This is a genomic window from Ideonella sp. sgz306126 (assembly GCF_056032705.1).
The window spans coordinates 698,557-714,956 of the sequence record NZ_JBVYWP010000002.1 but is presented as its reverse complement, the minus strand read 5'-3'; the positions used below and the strand labels follow the sequence as shown (position 1 = coordinate 714,956).

The following is a 16,400-nucleotide window of genomic DNA, read 5'->3' as shown; positions in this document are numbered from 1 at the left end:
GGTCATGGACACCGCGCTCCACTCCTTTGACGCCATCTTCGCGCTGCTGGTGGTGGACCTGCTGCTGAGCGGCGACAACGCGATGGTCATCGCGCTGGCCTGCCGCTCGCTGCCGCCGGTGCAGAAGCGCCAGGCGATGCTGATCGGCACCGGCGGCGCGATCGTGATGCGCATCCTGCTGACCACGGTGGCCGGGTTCCTGCTGCAGGTGCCGCTGCTCAAGCTGGCGGGCGGAGCGCTGCTGGTGATCATCGCGATCAAGCTGCTGCTCGACGAAGACGACGAGGCCGGCGACGACGCCCACGGCCCCGCCGCCACCGACCTCTGGGCGGCGGTGGTCACCGTGGTCACGGCCGACCTGATCATGAGCCTGGACAACGTCGTCGGCCTGGCCGCCGTGGCCCAGGGCAGCGTGCTGCTGCTCACGCTGGGCCTGCTGATCAGCATGCCGCTGTTGATGTTCGGCAGCCTGTTCGTCTCGACGCTGCTGGCGCGCTACCCGCTGATGGTGCGCGGTGGCGGCGCGCTGCTGGGCTGGATCGCCGGCGACATCGCGATGTCCGACGCACTGATCGCCGATTGGGTCAACCAGCAGTCGCCCGCGCTGACCGTGGTGGTGCCGGCGCTGACCGCGGCCTTCGTGCTGCTGCAAAGCCGGATCATCGCGCAGCGCCGCCCGGCGCTGGCGGCCTTGCGGCAACGCATCGAGAAAGCGCGGCCGGCGCGGGCCGCGGCGCCGCCCCGCGCGCCGGCAGGCGCCGCCGCCGGCGCACGCCCCGAGATGCAGGCGAAGCTCGCCGCGCCCCTGGCCTCGCCGCCACCGGCGGCCGCCACGCCGGCCATCGCAGCACCGGCCCCCGCGGTGCGCCCCGCACGGCCCCGTCCGCCCCCCCGCGACGAGCCGCCCGGCATCAGCCCGCGGATGTTCTGGCTGCGTGCGGCGGCGGTGGTGGCCTTCCTGACGGTGATGCCCGTGCTCTACGTGAACTTCTGGATGCCCAACCGGGTTCACCTGCAGACCTACAGCTGCTCGCCGGTCCACGCCACGCTGTCCTATCACGAGGGCCAGCCGGCGATTCACCTGGACTTGGGGTCGGCCTTCGCCACCGGCACCGTGGGCCTGCATCACAACATCGAGTGGGGCGATTACCACGCCGTCTCGGTCGCGCTCGGCGCGGCGCCGCCGACCCACATCGAGCCCTCGGGAAGCCAATCGGTGGTGCTGACCGGCGGCAGCTTCGACCACGTCGAGTGCCAGCTGCACACGGCGGCGGCGCCATGAGTCCCAAGCCCGTTTCGCCCCGCGGCGCCGCGGCCGGCCCGGTGCGCCAGATCCTGGCCTACAACCAGGGCCGCGAGCCCGAGCGGCTGGCGCTGAAATACCAGGCCATGCGCCAGAGCACGCTGAACTTCCTGCGCGGCAGCTGCCACCTGTTCTATGCCCGCCTGCCGACATCCAAGACCCTCCACTCGGCGCCGCTGGCCTGGGCCTGCGGCGATCTGCACGTGCAGAATTTCGGCAGCTACAAGGGCGACAACCGGCTGGCCTACTTCGATCTCAACGACTTCGACGAGGCGCTGCTCGCGCCGGCCACCTGGGACCCGCTGCGCTGCCTGACCAGCCTGCGCGTGGCCGCCCACGATGGCGTCTGGTCACCGTCGCTGGCCGAGCAGATGAGCCAGGCCTTCGTCGCGTCCTATGGCCAGGCGCTGGCCGCGGGCAAGGCCTACTGGGTGGAACGCGAAACCGCGCAAGGACCGGTGCGCGACCTGCTGGACAGCCTGCGCAACCGGCCGCGCGCCGAATTCCTCGACACCCGCACGGTGCTGAAGCGGCGCCGGCGCCAGCTGCGCGTCGACGGCCGGCACGCCTTGCCGGCGTCCGAGGCGCAGCGGACCGCGGTCACCGCGTTCATGGCCGGCTTCGCGGCCACCCGGCCCAACCCCGGCTTCTACCGCGTGCTCGACGTGGCCCGGCGCATCGCCGGCACCGGCAGCTTGGGGGTCGAGCGCTACGTGGTGCTGGTCGAGGGCAAGGGGTCGCCTGACGGCAACTACCTGCTGGAGCTGAAACAGGCGCTGCCGTCCTCGCTGGCGCCTCGGCTGGCGTCGCTCCAGCCCGCGTGGCCGAGCGAGGCGCACCGCATCGTCGCGTTGCAGCAGCGCATGCAGGCGGTGTCGATGGCCTTCCTGCAGCCGGTGCACATGGCCGGCCAGGCCTACGTGCTGCGCGGCCTGCAGCCCACCGAGGACCGGCTGGCGCTCGACCGGGCCCGCGTCAGCGACGCCGATCGCACGTCGGCCGTGGAGACCATGGGCCGCCTGCTGGCCTGGGCGCAACTGCGCAGCGCCGGACGGGAAGGCTCGGCCACGGCCGATGCCTTGATCGCCTTCGGCCAGCGCAAGAAGTGGCGCCGCCGCCTGCTCGAGCTCTCGGACGATTGCGCGCGCCAGGTCGCCGCCGATGCCCAGGCCTTCAACCAGGCGTTCGACGGCGGCCGTCTGACCGCCGGTTGATGGCTCGCGCGCGGCGGCGGCGAGGCCCCGCCGCTACAGCGTGCCGAGGATGCTCGACTGGTTTCGCCCGGCCTGCTTGGCGTCGTACATCGCCTCGTCGGCCAACGCGATCAGCGCTTCGGCCTGCTGGCCGTGGGTCGGATAGCAGGCGACGCCGATGCTGGCGGTCACCTGCAGCGACACGTCGCCGGCCAGGTCGATCGGCGACGCCAGCACCGCGTTGACGCGGTCGATCACCGGCCGGCATTCGTCCAGCGTGTCCAGCGGCGTGAGCAGGATCACGAACTCGTCGCCGCCGATACGCGCCACCGTGTCGCTCGCCCGCACACACGACAGCAGGCGCGTCACCACCACCCGCAGCAGCGCATCGCCGACCTCGTGACCATGCTGGTCGTTGATCGGCTTGAAGCGGTCCAGGTCGACATAGCAGACCGCCAGCATCTGCCCCGAGCGCTCGCAGTGCTGCATCGCCTGGTTGATGCGGTCGAACAGCAGGTGCCGGTTGGGCAGGCCGGTCAGCGCGTCGTGGAACGCGAGGTGCTCGATGTTGTCCTGGTAGCGCTTGAGCGCGGTGATGTCGTTCATCATCCACAGCGTCTCGCCGCGCTCCCGCGACAGCAGCACGCCGCTCAGGTCCACCCACAGCGGCTCGCCGTCCTTGTGCATCATCTTCAGCTGCGAGCGATAGGTCAGGCCCTGATTCACCACCGGGTAGGCGGCCTCGGCCAGCGCGAGGTAGGACGCGTCGTCGGGATACAGACACCGTGTCGACTGGCCGATCAAGGCCTGCGGCGGGTGGCCGAACAGACGGTCCAGCGCCCGGTTCTGCCAGGTGATCCGGCGGTCGACCACCTTGACGATGGCGACCATGTCGTTGTCCAGCATCGCGGCCTGTTCCCGATTGACCTCGTCGAGGGCGGTGCGGACGCGGTGCAGCTCGCTGATGTCGACGACGACGGTGCGAAACATCAGGAAGCGGCCGTCTTCGTCGCGCACGGCGGTCGCCATCAGGCTGACGCGGCGCTTCACGCCGCGGCGGCTCAGCAGGTCGAATTCGAGCGGGCCCAGGTGGCCGTCGGCGACGAAGCGGGCATAGCTCTGGTGAAACCGGGCCCGGCCCTCGGCGGTGAAGAAATCCTGCAGGCTCAGGCGGCCGATGACGTCGCCGCGCTCGCAATCCAGCCAGGACAGCGCCAGCGCGTTGATGCGGACGAACAAGCCGTCGCTGTCGAGGGCGAGATAGCCGCAAGGCGCGTTGTCGAACAGGTCGTGGACTTCGGCGGCCGAGGCCGCCAGCTGCACCTCCAGCGTCCGACGGTCGGTGAAGTCCCGACCGACCGCCTGCACCTCCGTCAACCGCCCGTGCGCGTCGAAGAAGCCCCGGTTGACGAACTGCACCCAGCGCAGCCGTCCCTGCCCATCGCGCAGCCGATGCTCGACCGTGACGACCGGTTGCTCGGGCGACAGGCGGGCCAGCTCCCCTTGCACCCGCGCCCGGTCCTCGGGCCACACGCACTCCAGCCAGGCATGGGACAGCGCGGCATCGCGGGTCAGGCCGAAGATCTGCCCGTAGGCGTCGTTGGCGAACAGCACCGTGCCGTCCGGGCGATAGCGGCAGATCAGGTCGGACTGGTCATGCACCACGGCTTTCAGGTGCTGCTCGCTCGTGGCCAGCCGCGCCGCGGTGTCGGCCAGGCGCTTGCCTGTGCGGTGCAGGCGCTCGACCAACTCACCCATGAACAGCGTCGACAGGATGAAAAAACCGGTCGACAACACCGCCCCGGTCGAGCGCAGCCCGGCGCCGAAATGCGGGTAGGTGTTGATCATGAAACCGGCCAGCGCTCCCAGCACCACGGCCGCCCGCCCCGGCCCGGCGCCGCACAGCACGAACACGGCCACCACGGCCGGGTACAGGGTCAGGTAGGTGTGCTGGTCGTGGATCGGCAGCAACGCCAGACGCAGCATCACCGCCACCAGAACGATCGCCCCCGCCAGCCCGTAGCACGCCACGCCGGACTGCGGCGTCGCTTGAATCAAGGTGCTGCGCTGCTTCACCCTGCCATCATAGGGAGAATGCCCCATGGCAACACCTCCTTGGCGCAAGCCGCGCGCCCCGCGGCCATGGCAGGCCGTGCCGTTTCTCACGGACCACGGCCCCCGCTCGACCCAGATCACGAAGGCTTTCGCCAGGAGCAAGTGCCCACATCGAATTGATTTGACATGACGACCCTGGCCACCGATCCCCCCTGGTTCTGCCTGGACGCCGCGCACGCGCATGCGGCGTCGCTGCGGCTGCCGTTCTACGTGGCGGAGCAGGGCGCGCTGCATCGGGTGGGCTCGGTGGCGCACGCCGAGCTCCCCGCGCTGGCGCCGTGGGCAGACGCCTTCCAGCGCCACGCGCACCAGATCGAGCTGCATGTCGACGCCGGCGAGCGCGATGCGCTGCTGGCGCGGGTCCACGCCGCACTGCACGAGCAAGGGCGGATCCGCGGCTGGCGCGACGAGCCCTTCCCCTTGCTGGACGACGGCGGCCGGCGACTGGCGGTGATCGAGCGCGCGGCCGCGCGCTTCTGGGGCGCGCTGACCTTCGGTGCCCATGGCAACGGCTACCTGGCGGACGCGTCGGGGCGCCCCACCCACCTCTGGATCGCCCGGCGCGCGCTGGACAAGCCGACCGACCCGGGCCGCTGGGACAACCTGGTCGGCGGCGGCGTGCCGCTCGGCCAGACCCCGCGCGAGGCGCTGGTGCGTGAAGCCTGGGAAGAGGCCGGCCTGCGCCCGCCGCAGCTGGCCGGCTTGCGGCGCGGCAGCGTGCTGGCCTTGTACCGCGACCTCCCCGAGGGACTGCAGCACGAATGGCTGTTCGTCTACGACCTGGCGCTGCCGCCCGGCCTGCAACCGCGCAACCAGGACGGCGAGGTCGCCGAGCACCGCCTGATGGCCGTCGACGAGGCGCTGGCCTGCGCGGCCGAGGGCCGGATGACGGTCGACGCGGCCCTGGCCACGCTCGACTTCGCGCTGCGCCACGGGCTGCTGGCGCCCGCGGCCGCCGAACGGCTCGCCCCGCGCCTGGCGGCGCTGCAGGTGCCCCCGGCGCGCACGGCGCTCATCGATCCGGCGACTTAGCCCGTCCCCACGCCGCCGAACCACCGCCTGCCGCAGGGGGTTGGGCATTCAGCCAAACTGAAGCCCGTCGTCCATCGCGCTGAACCGCAGCGCGGGCCGGCTCGGCCACACTGCCTTCACTGCGAACCGCCGACCCCGATCGGCTCCTGCCCCATGACCAAGCTCCTCAACCCACCTGCGCGCTACAACGGCCCGGCGATCGCCTTGCACTGGCTGCTGGCGCTGCTGATCACCGCGGCCTTCGGCGTCGGCCTGTACATGGCCGACCTGCCGATGTCGCCCGCCCGGCTCAAGCTGTTCAACTATCACAAGTGGGCCGGCGTGACGATTCTGGTGCTGTCCGCGCTGCGCCTGCTGTGGCGCCTGACGCACCGTCCGCCGGCCGACCTGCCGGCGCCGCGCTGGCAGCAGCGGGCGGCGCACGCGATGCACTGGGCGCTCTATGCGCTGTTCTTCCTGGTGCCGCTGGCCGGCTGGGCCTACAGCTCGGCGGCGGGGTTCCCTGTGGTCTGGTTCGGCGTGCTGCCGCTGCCCGATTTCGTCCCCAAGGACAAGGCGCTGGCCGAGATCCTCAAGTCGCGCCATGAACTCCTCGCCTGGGCGCTGGCCGTGCTGGTGCTGCTGCACATCGCCGCCGCGCTCAAGCACCAGTTCATCGACCGCGACGGCCTGCTCGACCGCATGCGTCCGGCCCGGCGCTGAACCGCACCGGCCGATTCACCCCGACCTTCCGAAGAAGACCCCCATGAACAACGTGCTCACCACCCTGGGCGCCGCCGCGCTGGCGCTGTCGGCCGGCGCCGCCTCGGCCCAGCAAACGCTGCTGCCGGCGCGCAGCGAGATCGCCTTCACCTCGCACCAGATGGGCGTGCCGGTCGACGGCCGCTTCAGCCGCTGGACCGGGCAGCTGAGCTTCGACCCGAAGAAGCCAGCCGCCGGTCAGGTGTCCTTCGCGATCGACACTGGCAGCGCCAGCTTCGGCGCCCCGGAAACCGACGCGGAGGTGCCCAAGCCGACGTGGTTCAACGTCGCCAAGTTCCCGCAGGCCCGTTTCCAGTCCACCGGCATGAAGGCCCTGGGCGGCGGCCGCTACGAGGTCGACGGCCAGCTGACGATCAAGGGCACGGCCCGCGCGGTGCAGGTGCCGGTGCTGCTGACCCAGGCCGCGGGCGTCACCACGGCCAGCGGCAGTTTCACGATCAAGCGGCTCGATTTCAAGATCGGCGAAGGCGAGTGGGCCGACACCTCGATGGTGGCCAACGACGTCCAGGTCCGCTTCAAGCTCGCCGTGACCGGCGTGGCGCCGCTGTAGTCCCTTTGTTCAACCGACCCTTTCCCGACCCATCCTCTTTTCCCAGGAACGCCCTCCCATGAAAACCACGATCCTCGCCGCCGCCCTGCTCGCCGCCGCTGTCGGCGCCCGCGCCGAATCCGCCACCTACGTGATCGACCCGGCGCACACCTACGCCACCTTCGAGATCGGCCACATGGGCACCTCGACCAACCGCGGCCGCTTCGACAAGAAGCAGGGCACGGTGCAGTTCGACCGCGCCGGCAAGACCGGCTCGGTGGACCTGACGATCGACATGGACTCGATCGACACCGGCTTCGACCCCTTCACCAAGCACCTCAAGAGCGACCAGATCTTCGACGCGGCGAAGTACCCGACCGCGCACTTCGTCGGCAACCAGTTCAGCTTCGACGGCGACAAGGTCAGCGCCGTCAGCGGCGAGCTGACGCTGCACGGCCAGACCCACCCGATCACGCTCAAGGCGCTGAACTTCAACTGCTACATGAGCCCGATGATCAAGCGCGAAGTCTGCGGCGGCGACTTCGAGGCCTCGCTGGTGCGCAGCCAGTACGGCGTCGACTACGGCCTGCAGTACGGCTTCCCGGACAACGTGCGGGTGGTGGTCCAGGTCGAGGCGATCAAGCAGTAAACGCCGCGCCCGCATCGCGACAAGGCCCGGCATGCCGGGCCTTGTTTCGTCCGGCGTCGCTCAGGAAGCCGTTAGCCGCTCGAAGTGCTCGACCACCGGCGGCGCCGCGAAGAACGGGCCGACGATCGCCCGCCACTGCGCGAACGCCGGCGACTGGCGAAAGCCCACGGTGTGGTCTTCCAGCGTGTCCCATTCGACCTGCAGCACATAGCGCTCGGGGCTCTCGATGCCCTTGTGCACGCTGAAACGGCGGAAGCCTCGGGCCTGCGCCAGCACGGTGGTCAGGCCACGCTGGAGGGCCTCGTCGAAGGCGGCTTGCTGGCCTGGAACGATGCGGATGTCGGCAAGTTCAAGAATCATGCGGGACTCGCTGGCGCCGTTGGCGGCGCGGGGTGGATGGAAGCGTCGAAGTGTGCCACCGCCGCAGCCTCGATAATCGGCTCCCCCGCACGCTTGGAGCCCGCAGTGACCCGCCCTGACGACTGGCAGCACGACCACGAGATCGGCCGCATCGCGCCCGGCAGCACCCAGGACACCACCCGAGTCGACGATGTGCGCATCGAGGCTGTCCGGCCGCTGATCTCGCCCGCGCTGCTGCAAGACGAGATGGCGCCGACGCCGCCGATGCAGGCGCTGGTCGAGCGCGCCCGCGACGCGCTGTCCGGCGTGCTCTCGGGTGCCGACGACCGGCTGATCGCGGTGGTCGGCCCCTGCTCGATCCACGACCACGAGCAGGCGCTGGACTATGCCCGGCGGCTCAAGGCCGTGGCCGACGAGCTGCGCGGCGAGCTGCTGGTGGTGATGCGCGTGTACTTCGAGAAGCCGCGCACCACCGTCGGCTGGAAAGGCTACATCAACGACCCGCGGCTGGACGGCAGCTTCCGCATCAACGAAGGCCTGCGCCGCGCCCGCCAGCTGCTGCTCGCGGTGGCCGAGCTGGGCCTGCCGGCCGGCACCGAGTTCCTCGACCTGCTGTCGCCGCAATACATCGCCGACCTGGTGGCCTGGGGCGCGATCGGCGCGCGCACCACCGAAAGCCAGAGCCACCGCCAGCTGGCCTCGGGCCTGTCGTGCCCGGTGGGTTTCAAGAACGGCACCGATGGCGGCGTCAAGGTGGCGGCCGATGCGATCGTCGCGGCCGCCTCCGCGCATGCCTTCATGGGCATGACCAAGATGGGACAGGCCGCCATCTTCGAGACCCGCGGCAACCGCGACTGCCACCTGATCCTGCGCGGCGGCAAGACCCCGAACTACGACGCCCGGGGCGTCGACGCCGCCTGCGCCGCACTGCGCGCCAGTGGGTTGCGCGAGCAGGTGATGATCGACTTCTCGCATGCCAATTCCGAGAAGCAGGCGCGCCGCCAGATCGAGGTCGGGCGGGACGTGGCCGCGCGCATCGCGGCCGGCGACCGCCGCATCACCGGCGTGATGATCGAAAGCCACCTGGTCGAAGGTCGCCAGGACCTGGTGCCGGGCCGGCCGCTCGCGCCCGGCGTGTCGATCACCGACGCCTGCCTGGGCTGGGACGACACGGTGCCGCTGCTGCGCACGCTGGCGGCGGCGGTGGCGCAGCGCCGCCGCACGGCCGCGCCGCTCAGTTGATCATTGCCGCGTGCGGCTCGTAGAGCGACGCACGGAATTCGGCCGGGTGGGTCTCGCCATCGCCCATGGCCCACAGGGTCAGCATGTGGGCCGACATCGGCTTGGCGTACAGGAAGCCCTGGAACTCGTCGCAGTGCATCGCGAGCAGCAGTTCGCGCTGGGCGTCGGTCTCGACGCCCTCGGCCACCACGGTCAGGCCCAGCGCGTGCGCCATCTTGATCATCGCGTCGACCACGGCCAGCGCGTCGCCGCTTTCGTGGATGTCGGTGAACAGGCTGCGGTCGATCTTGAGCTGCTTGGCCGGCAGCTTTCGCAGCGCGGCGAAGTTCGAATAGGCGGTGCCGAAATCGTCGATCGACAGTGACACCCCGACCCCGGCCAGCGCGCCGAAGGCGCGCACCGTGGCGTCTTCCATCGCCACCGATTCGGTGATCTCGAAGGTCAGCAGCCGCGGCTCGACGCGGTGGCGCTCCAGCGCGCGCTGGATGCGCGGCACCAGGTCTTCCTGGCGCAGCTGGTGCATCGACAGGTTGACCGCCACGCGCATCCGCAGGCCGCCGTCCAGCCATTCGCTGATCTGGCGGCAGGCCTCCTCGATCACCCAGTTGCCCAGCGCGCCGATCATGCCGAAGCGCTCGGCCACCGGAATGAAGACGTCGGGCATGATCAGGCCGCGGGTCGGGTGGTGCCAGCGCGCCAGCGCCTCGACCCCGGTGATCTGGCCCGACAGCGCATGGATCTTGGGCTGGTAGTACAGCTCCAGCTGGCGCCGGTCGATCGCCAGGCGCAGGTCGTGCTGCAACTCCAGCTGGATGCTGACGTCCAGCTCCATGCTGGGCTCGAAGAACGCGAAGGTGGCGCCGCCGGCCCGCTTGGCGGCGTACATCGCGGCGTCGGCATCGGCGATCAGCTTGTTGCCCGGGCCATGCTCCGGGTACATCACGATGCCCACCGAGCACGACAGGTTCACCGCCACGCCATTGGGCAGGGTGTAGGGCTCGCCGATCGCCTGCAGCACGCGCTGGGCCACCTGGGCCGCCGTCGCGTGGTGACGCGGCTCGCTGACCAGCAGCAGGAATTCGTCGCCGCCGACCCGCGCCGCCAGGTCCACTGCGCGGGTGATGGTCAGCAGGCGGCGGCCGACCTCGCTCAGCACCGCGTCGCCCGCGACGTGGCCAAAGGAATCGTTGACCGGCTTGAAGCCGTCCATGTCGATGAACATCACCGCCAGCGCGCCCGGACGCTCGTCCGCCATCGACAGGCTGTGGGCCAGACGCTCCTCGAACAACAGGCGGTTGGGCAGGTGCGTCAGCGGGTCCGCCAGCGCCTGTTCGCGCAGGCGCCGGTGCGCGTCGTCCAGAGACTCGGCCAGTTCCTCGTTGCGGCCGCTGACGCTGGACTCGGCCAGCACGCCGAACAGGCCCAGCACCAGGCTGACGGCGCCGGCCAGCGCCATCAGCCACACCGCCTGGACGTGGAAGTTGGCGTCGTCCCGCAGCAGGCTGTCGTCGTCGAACAGCCAGCCGCTCAGGGCCTGGTCCTGCGCCATGCCGGCCATCAGTCCGAAGACCAGCGCCGCCAGGCGCTGACGCAGCACGAACGGGCCCAGCGTCGCGAGCCGCGGCTCGAACAGCAGGCCCAGGCACATCGCCGACGCCAGCAGCATCAGCGCGTCGGTGCCGCCATTCGACACCCAGCCCCCACCCAGCGGCTGCGTCCCCAGGCTGTCCCGCGCCATCCACAGCAGCACCGACCACAGCGACGCCAGCGCCAGCGCCAGCGCCGCGACGCGCCGGCCGTCCTGCCACGGCCGCCGCGCCACCGCCAGCACCAGCGCGGTGCCGGCCACCGACACGCCCCAGGCCAGGCCCAGGCCGACCGGCCGGAACAGCATCTCCCAGGGCAGCGTCAGGCCCGACAGCGCCAGCAACTGGGCCGCCCACAGGCCCCCGCCGCCGGCCAGGGCCACGGCCGCCAGCCAGGCGAGCGCCGCCAGGCCCTGGCGGCCGCGGGAGCGCTGGATGCCGTGCGTCAGCAGCAGGAAGAACAGCGCCGCCACGGCGGCGGACGCCAGCGTGGCCACGCCGTGCAGCGAAGGGGAAATCGAGGCGTTCATCAACGGGTGGCGTTATCCGTCACTATCGGCCGGGCCACAAGTCTCTGAAGCCGGCAAGCGTGACGCCTGCCCATTTTCAGGCCTGCCGTGCAGTGCCCAAGCCTCACCGCCGTCGACGCATGACGCCGCAGGCCGCGGCTCACCCGCGGAAACCGATGCGGCGGCGCTCCCGGACCTCCGGTTTGACGCGGTGCTCGCCTTCGAGCTGGGCCAGGAACTCGTCGGCCGCGAACGGCACGCCCAGCACGTCGACCTGGCGCTTGACCGCGGCGAAATCGCCCGGCGTCAGCTGGTCCAGTGCGGCCAGGCGCTGGCGCTGGTCGTCGTCCAGCCGTTCGGCAGCACCGTCCAGCGCCTCGGTGACGAACATCGCCACGCGCTGCGCCGCCGTCAACGGCCTGAAGCGGATCTTGAACGTGAAGCGGCGCAGCGCCGCCTCGTCGAGCTCGTCGAACAGGTTGGTGGTGCAGATGAAGATGCCGGCATAGCGCTCCATGCCCTGCAGCATCTCGTTGACCTCGCTGATCTCGTGATGGCGCTCGGCCAGGCGACGGCTGCGCAGGAAGCTGTCGGCCTCGTCGAGCAGCAGCACCGCCTCCTCGGTCTGCGCCTCCTCGAACATGCGTGCCATGTTCTGCTCGGTCTCGCCGACGTACTTGCTCATCAGATCGCTTGCCTGGCGGATCAGCAGCGGCCGGCCCAGGGCCTGGGCGATGTGCTCGGCGAGCGCCGTCTTGCCGGTGCCCGGCGGGCCGAAGAAGCACAGCGTGCCGTGGCCGCGCCGACGCAGCGCCTCGACCACCGCCGGCACCTCGAAGCGGCTTTCGATATGGATCAGCGCCGGATCGTAGGTGGTCACCACGCGCCTGGCGCCGCGCTCGCTGCCGCCGACGCCCAGCGCCTTGTCGGCATGCGCCAGCTGGCGCTCGATCAGCGCCTCGGCCTCGCTGGCGCCGCCGGCCAGGTCGGCAAAGCGCACGGCGGTGCGGATCTGCGCCGGCGTCAGCGCGCGCCGGGCGGCCAACCGGCTGCAGAAGCCGTCGCTGACCGGCACCCCGACCAGCGCCCGCGCCACCAGCGCCTCGCGCGCGCCGGGCGGCGGCGACACCAGTTCAAGGTGGTACTGGAAGCGGCGGCGGAACGCCGGATCAATCTGCTCGATGCGGTTGGTGATCCAGATCACCGGCACCGGGTTGCTCTCCAGGATCTGGTTGACCCAGGCCTTGCCGCTGATGCTGGAGGAGCCGCCGTCGCCGGCGTCGAGGCGGGCCATCAGCTGGGCGGTGTCGCTGGGCAGCGATGGAAAGACGTCCTCGACCTCGTCGAACAGCAGCGCCACCCGGGGGCTGCCCTTCAGGAAGACCTGGCTGATTTGCAGCGAGCGATAGCGGTCGCGCCCGGCCAGCGAATGGCCTTCGCGATCGGCATATTCGACCTCGTAGAGCGCCAGACCGGCCTGCTGCGCGCAGACCTTGGCGAGCTCGGTCTTGCCGGTGCCGGGCGGGCCGTAGAGCAGCACGTTGACGCCCCTGGCCTTGCGCTCGACGGCACTCGCCAGCAGCGCCGACATCACCCGCACGTCCTCGGCGACGAACTGGAAGTCGACCGGCGTGAGTTCGCTGCGCGCCGCCGGCCGGGTGAACACCGCCATCAACTCGCCCGGCGCACGGTACTCGCGCATCAGCACCGGCGGCATCTGCTCGCTGACCTTCATCAGGTCGGCCAGGTCGGTGATGTTGTGCTCGGAGATCAGGTTCTCGACCATGCCGATGCGCTCCAGCCGCGAACCGGCGCGCAGCGCCTCGGCCACGTCGCGCTCGTCGACGCCGGCCACCTGGGCGATCGCCGCATAGGCCTCCTGGGCATTGCTGACCTTGAACTCCACCAGCAGGCCGCGCAATTCGCGCTGGTAGCGCGCCAGCGTGCCGTACAGCAGCAGCGCCCGCTCGGCCGGATTCAGCTGCAGCAGACCGGCCAGCGCGTCGATGTTCTTCTGCACCAGGGTCGACTGCTTCTTCAGGTCGCGCGCCAGCCACTCGGCGGTGCTGCCCAGCACCGCCAGCAAATCCTTGGGCGCGTCCTTGATGTACTCGTCGATGTAGAAGAACAGCGAGCCTTCTTCATACGGGCCGCGCCAGGCGCCGTGGCGCTCGATGAAGGCGGCGTCGGTCAGCGCCGCCTGGCCGCGCCAGTGTTCGCTGCCGGCGCAGCGCCGCTCCAGGAAGGCGCGCAGCCGGCGCAACACCGCCACCGGCCACACCAAGTGCCGGCCGGTCAGGCCCAGCAGCGCGCTCCAGTCGCGACGCAGGTTGAAGCGGCCGCTGTGGGCCAGAGTCAGCGTCAGCACGAAGTGCGAGCACATGCGGTCGAGCACCGGAGCTTCCGCCAGCCCTGGCGACAGCACCGCCCGCACCTCGCCCGTCCGCTTGACCATCCGCGCGACCCCTCGGTGACGGCGGCCAGACCGCGGCCGCCCGGGGCCGATCTTGGCCCAGCCACTGCCTCAGGGCAAGCCCCGCAAAAACGGCGCGCGGGCGCCGCGGATCAGTGCAGAACGACGGGTTGCGACAAGCCCATGTAGCGGGCCAGATGGGCGTCAATGTCGTCCGGATCGGTCGCATCGCGCGCCAGCGCCTCGACGGCGGCGCGGAACTCGCGTCCGCTGGCGCCGTCCAGAAAGATGCCGCGGCGCCCCGCCTTGTCGATGATCTCGTAGCCGCTGCGGCCCGGCGCCGGCTCGGTCTGGTCGCCGCCCGCCTGGACGGGCGCGGGCAGGTCGACCTGCATCACGGCGAAACTGTCGGAGTTGTAGAGCACGATCATGGTGGACCCTTCAAACCTCAAGGCCCCCGGGTCGGGAGCCGCTACCACGGCAGATGGCAGCGAGGGTCCGCATTTCAAGGGGCGGCCGTGTCAGGCGCGGGCGACGGAGGGTCGAAGGTCCACTGCGTCTCGGCGCCGCCTGGCAGCACCAGCCAGCTCAGGCGCACGGGCCAATGCGGCGGCACGGGCGACAGCCAGACCTCGATGCGCGCGTCGTAGGGCCGCAGCGGCTCGCGCAGCCAGGCCAGCCCCGCTGACGGATCGTCCACCGCCACCGGGCGGAACCACCACAGGTCCAGGTCGCCGCGCGGCCCGGCGACCGACAGCCGCAGCGTCTGCGATCCGCGCTGCGCCGCCGGCAGCGCGTTGACCCGCGCCAGCATTTGCGGCAGCCAGCTGGCCCGGTCCTGCGTGCCGGGCGCCAGCGGCCATTCGCGGGTCGAGCCCGAGAAGCTGATCAGCCCCTTGTCGCGCTGGAAGTTCACCGCCCGCACCGGCCGCTCGCCCTTGAACTCCACCATGCGCTCGGGCGCCAGGCCGGCGCCGTCGAAACGGCCCCGGCTGAGCAGGTTCAGCAAGGGCTTGCCCGCCAGTTCGGCCTGCAGGCGCGAGCTGAACGCCCGGCCGTCCTGCTGCCACTGCCAGACGCCGTGGCCGATGGCCTCGCCGCGCTGGACGCGGAAGTCCAGCGTGGCCGACGGCACCAGCCGGGTCGGCTCGGCCAGCCCGACGAGCCCGCTGCCGCCCTCGCCCACCGCCGCGAGCGCCGGGGAGGCCGGGGCGACGACGCCCTGCAGCACCGGCGTTGCTGGCGGCGGGTTCGTCGCGTCGCCCGGCAGCGGGCGCGATCGATCGCGTTCCGGCGCCGGCTGCGGCAGTGACGACGAGGCGGTGGTGCGGTCCGCGGCGGTTGGGCGGGCCGGGGCCCGGACGGCGCCGCCCCGGTGCGCCGGGTCGGCCGCCGGCAGCGCCAGATCGCGCAGTGGCAGCCCGGCCACCGGCGGCCGCGGCGCGACGAGCTGCATCGGACGGACCGGCGCGCTGCGGCGGGCGGATGGGCCCGCGTCGCCCGGCCCGCGCAGCCAGCCGCCCAGCGCGTCCAGGCTCTGACCGTGAAACCAGGCCACCGCCAGCGCCAGCAGCCCGAAGGCCAGCCCGCGCCGCGCGCCGGCGGGCCACGGACGAGGGGCCGGGGGCCGGCCGGTGGAGGTCGCGGGCATTGGACAATGCTGCCACCAAACTCGCATCAGCCCATGAAACTTGCCACCTACAAGGACGGATCGCGCGACGGCCAGCTGGTGGTCGTCGCGCGCGACCTGGCCAGCGCCCATTACGCCAACGGCATCGCCACCCGGCTGCAGCAGGTGCTGGACGACTGGAACTTTCTGTCGCCGCAGCTTGAAGACCTGTCGACCACGCTGAACCACGGCAAGGCCCGCCACGCCTTTCCCTTCGACCCGGCGATGTGCATGGCGCCGCTGCCGCGCACCTACCAGCGAGTCGACGGCTCAGCCTACCGGAACCATGTCGCGCGGCTGCGCGCGGCGCGCGGCGCTGCGATGCCCGACCCCGCGCCCGGCGAACCGCTGATGTACCAGGGCGGCAGCGACGATCTCCTGGGCCCGTGCGATCCGGCGGCGTTCGCCAGCGCCGACGACGGCATCGACTTCGGCGCCGAGCTGGCGGTGATCACCGGCGACGTGGCGAGGGGCGCCAGCCCGGCGCAGGCCTTGGAAGGCGTGCGCCTGCTGATGCTGGCCAACGACTGGACGCTGCGCGAGCGGGAGCCGGCCGAGCTGGCCCAGGGCTTCGGCTTGCTGCAGAGCAAGCCCGCCACGGCCTTCGGTCCGGTGGCCGTCACGCTCGACGAGCTGGGCGAGTCCTGGCAGGGCGGCCGGCTGCACCTGACGCTGCGATGCCGCTGGAATGGCCGCCCGGTGGGCTCGTGCGACACCGGGCCCGAGATGAACTTTCACTTCGGCCAGCTGATCGCCCACCTCGCCCGCACCCGCAACGTGCGCGCCGGGAGCATCGTCGGCTCCGGACCGGTCAGCAACCAGGACGCCGCCAAGGGCTGCGCCTGCATCGCCGAGCAGCGCGCCATCGAAACGATCACCCACGGCGCGCCGCGCACCACCTACCTGCAGTTCGGCGACACGGTGCGCATCGAGGTCACGGGGCGGGATGGCCTGAGCCTGTTCGGCGCGATCGAGCAGACCGTGTCGGAGCCGGACTGATGCGCCGGCGCGGGGCGGTTCCACGCGCGGCGCGTCGAG

Annotated in this window: 14 protein-coding genes; 8 read left to right on the top strand and 6 right to left on the bottom strand. The window is 71.4% G+C overall.

What is annotated here, in order from left to right:
- Window positions 1-4 precede the first annotated feature (4 nt).
- Together AC0N04_RS07820 and AC0N04_RS07815 are read left to right on the top strand one after the other, a co-directional pair.
- Window positions 5-1,282 carry a YjbE family putative metal transport protein gene (locus tag AC0N04_RS07820; RefSeq protein WP_474280224.1) on the top strand — a complete coding sequence of 426 codons (1,278 nt, stop codon included), beginning with the start codon at window positions 5-7 and terminating at the stop codon, window positions 1,280-1,282.
- Window positions 1,279-2,517: a DUF2252 domain-containing protein gene (locus AC0N04_RS07815; protein ID WP_474280222.1), complete on the top strand. Its 1,239-nt coding sequence runs from the start codon at window positions 1,279-1,281 to the stop codon at window positions 2,515-2,517. The genes AC0N04_RS07820 and AC0N04_RS07815 overlap by 4 nt, the downstream gene beginning before the upstream one ends.
- A gap of 33 nt (window positions 2,518-2,550) precedes the next feature.
- Here AC0N04_RS07815 and AC0N04_RS07810 read toward each other — a convergent pair whose 3' ends face one another.
- Complete coding sequence (locus tag AC0N04_RS07810; protein WP_474280220.1) at window positions 2,551-4,599, bottom strand: diguanylate cyclase domain-containing protein; 2,049 nt, start codon at window positions 4,597-4,599, stop codon at window positions 2,551-2,553.
- A gap of 138 nt (window positions 4,600-4,737) precedes the next feature.
- Between AC0N04_RS07810 and AC0N04_RS07805 the strand changes: the two genes are divergently transcribed.
- The 4 genes from AC0N04_RS07805 to AC0N04_RS07790 all read left to right on the top strand — a co-directional run bounded on the left by AC0N04_RS07805 (window position 4,738) and on the right by AC0N04_RS07790 (window position 7,583).
- Window positions 4,738-5,643 (top strand): NUDIX hydrolase, encoded by a 906-nt coding sequence (locus AC0N04_RS07805; protein ID WP_474280218.1) that lies wholly within the window; start codon window positions 4,738-4,740, stop codon window positions 5,641-5,643.
- A gap of 153 nt (window positions 5,644-5,796) precedes the next feature.
- Window positions 5,797-6,345 carry a cytochrome b gene (locus AC0N04_RS07800; protein WP_474280216.1) on the top strand — a complete coding sequence of 183 codons (549 nt, stop codon included), beginning with the start codon at window positions 5,797-5,799 and terminating at the stop codon, window positions 6,343-6,345.
- A 43-nt stretch (window positions 6,346-6,388) separates the two neighbouring features.
- A complete protein-coding gene (locus AC0N04_RS07795) occupies window positions 6,389-6,955 on the top strand; it encodes a YceI family protein (RefSeq protein WP_474280214.1) in 567 nt (188 codons plus the stop codon).
- Between the two features lie 58 nt (window positions 6,956-7,013).
- Window positions 7,014-7,583 (top strand): YceI family protein, encoded by a 570-nt coding sequence (locus AC0N04_RS07790; protein ID WP_474280212.1) that lies wholly within the window; start codon window positions 7,014-7,016, stop codon window positions 7,581-7,583.
- Between the two features lie 60 nt (window positions 7,584-7,643).
- Here the strand turns inward: AC0N04_RS07790 and AC0N04_RS07785 are convergent, their stop codons facing one another.
- Entirely contained in the window at window positions 7,644-7,943 is a 300-nt protein-coding gene (locus tag AC0N04_RS07785; RefSeq protein ID WP_474280210.1) for an antibiotic biosynthesis monooxygenase family protein, read from the bottom strand.
- Window positions 7,944-8,048: 105 nt separating this feature from the next.
- Here AC0N04_RS07785 and AC0N04_RS07780 point away from each other — a divergent pair, with 105 nt between their 5' ends.
- Window positions 8,049-9,185: a 3-deoxy-7-phosphoheptulonate synthase gene (locus AC0N04_RS07780; protein ID WP_474280208.1), complete on the top strand. Its 1,137-nt coding sequence runs from the start codon at window positions 8,049-8,051 to the stop codon at window positions 9,183-9,185.
- On the opposite strand, the gene AC0N04_RS07775 is transcribed toward AC0N04_RS07780, so the two are convergent.
- The 4 genes from AC0N04_RS07775 to AC0N04_RS07760 all read right to left on the bottom strand — a co-directional run bounded on the left by AC0N04_RS07775 (window position 9,178) and on the right by AC0N04_RS07760 (window position 15,344).
- Complete coding sequence (locus tag AC0N04_RS07775; protein ID WP_474280206.1) at window positions 9,178-11,301, bottom strand: putative bifunctional diguanylate cyclase/phosphodiesterase; 2,124 nt, start codon at window positions 11,299-11,301, stop codon at window positions 9,178-9,180. The genes AC0N04_RS07780 and AC0N04_RS07775 overlap by 8 nt on opposite strands.
- A 139-nt stretch (window positions 11,302-11,440) precedes the next feature.
- Window positions 11,441-13,735 (bottom strand): ATP-binding protein, encoded by a 2,295-nt coding sequence (locus AC0N04_RS07770; protein ID WP_474280204.1) that lies wholly within the window; start codon window positions 13,733-13,735, stop codon window positions 11,441-11,443.
- 110 nt (window positions 13,736-13,845) lie between these two features.
- Window positions 13,846-14,124: a BTH_I0359 family protein gene (locus AC0N04_RS07765; protein ID WP_474280202.1), complete on the bottom strand. Its 279-nt coding sequence runs from the start codon at window positions 14,122-14,124 to the stop codon at window positions 13,846-13,848.
- 74 nt (window positions 14,125-14,198) lie between these two features.
- Window positions 14,199-15,344 carry a DUF3108 domain-containing protein gene (locus AC0N04_RS07760; protein ID WP_474280200.1) on the bottom strand — a complete coding sequence of 382 codons (1,146 nt, stop codon included), beginning with the start codon at window positions 15,342-15,344 and terminating at the stop codon, window positions 14,199-14,201.
- 33 nt (window positions 15,345-15,377) lie between these two features.
- On the opposite strand from AC0N04_RS07760, the gene AC0N04_RS07755 reads away from it, so the two are divergent.
- Window positions 15,378-16,361 carry a fumarylacetoacetate hydrolase family protein gene (locus AC0N04_RS07755; protein ID WP_474280198.1) on the top strand — a complete coding sequence of 328 codons (984 nt, stop codon included), beginning with the start codon at window positions 15,378-15,380 and terminating at the stop codon, window positions 16,359-16,361.
- The last annotated feature ends 39 nt before the right edge of the window (window positions 16,362-16,400 follow it).

What these genes read in the sequence shown, in the direction of transcription:
- AC0N04_RS07820 (WP_474280224.1), top strand. Translation starts at nt 5, where the DNA reads ATGGACACCGCGCTCCACTCCTTTGACGCCATCTTCGCGCTGCTGGTG.
- AC0N04_RS07815 (WP_474280222.1), top strand. Translation starts at nt 1,279, where the DNA reads ATGAGTCCCAAGCCCGTTTCGCCCCGCGGCGCCGCGGCCGGCCCGGTG.
- AC0N04_RS07810 (WP_474280220.1), bottom strand. Translation starts at nt 4,599, where the DNA reads ATGGGGCATTCTCCCTATGATGGCAGGGTGAAGCAGCGCAGCACCTTG.
- AC0N04_RS07805 (WP_474280218.1), top strand. Translation starts at nt 4,738, where the DNA reads ATGACGACCCTGGCCACCGATCCCCCCTGGTTCTGCCTGGACGCCGCG.
- AC0N04_RS07800 (WP_474280216.1), top strand. Translation starts at nt 5,797, where the DNA reads ATGACCAAGCTCCTCAACCCACCTGCGCGCTACAACGGCCCGGCGATC.
- AC0N04_RS07795 (WP_474280214.1), top strand. Translation starts at nt 6,389, where the DNA reads ATGAACAACGTGCTCACCACCCTGGGCGCCGCCGCGCTGGCGCTGTCG.
- AC0N04_RS07790 (WP_474280212.1), top strand. Translation starts at nt 7,014, where the DNA reads ATGAAAACCACGATCCTCGCCGCCGCCCTGCTCGCCGCCGCTGTCGGC.
- AC0N04_RS07785 (WP_474280210.1), bottom strand. Translation starts at nt 7,943, where the DNA reads ATGATTCTTGAACTTGCCGACATCCGCATCGTTCCAGGCCAGCAAGCC.
- AC0N04_RS07775 (WP_474280206.1), bottom strand. Translation starts at nt 11,301, where the DNA reads ATGAACGCCTCGATTTCCCCTTCGCTGCACGGCGTGGCCACGCTGGCG.
- AC0N04_RS07770 (WP_474280204.1), bottom strand. Translation starts at nt 13,735, where the DNA reads ATGGTCAAGCGGACGGGCGAGGTGCGGGCGGTGCTGTCGCCAGGGCTG.
- AC0N04_RS07765 (WP_474280202.1), bottom strand. Translation starts at nt 14,124, where the DNA reads ATGATCGTGCTCTACAACTCCGACAGTTTCGCCGTGATGCAGGTCGAC.
- AC0N04_RS07760 (WP_474280200.1), bottom strand. Translation starts at nt 15,344, where the DNA reads ATGCCCGCGACCTCCACCGGCCGGCCCCCGGCCCCTCGTCCGTGGCCC.
- AC0N04_RS07755 (WP_474280198.1), top strand. Translation starts at nt 15,378, where the DNA reads ATGAAACTTGCCACCTACAAGGACGGATCGCGCGACGGCCAGCTGGTG.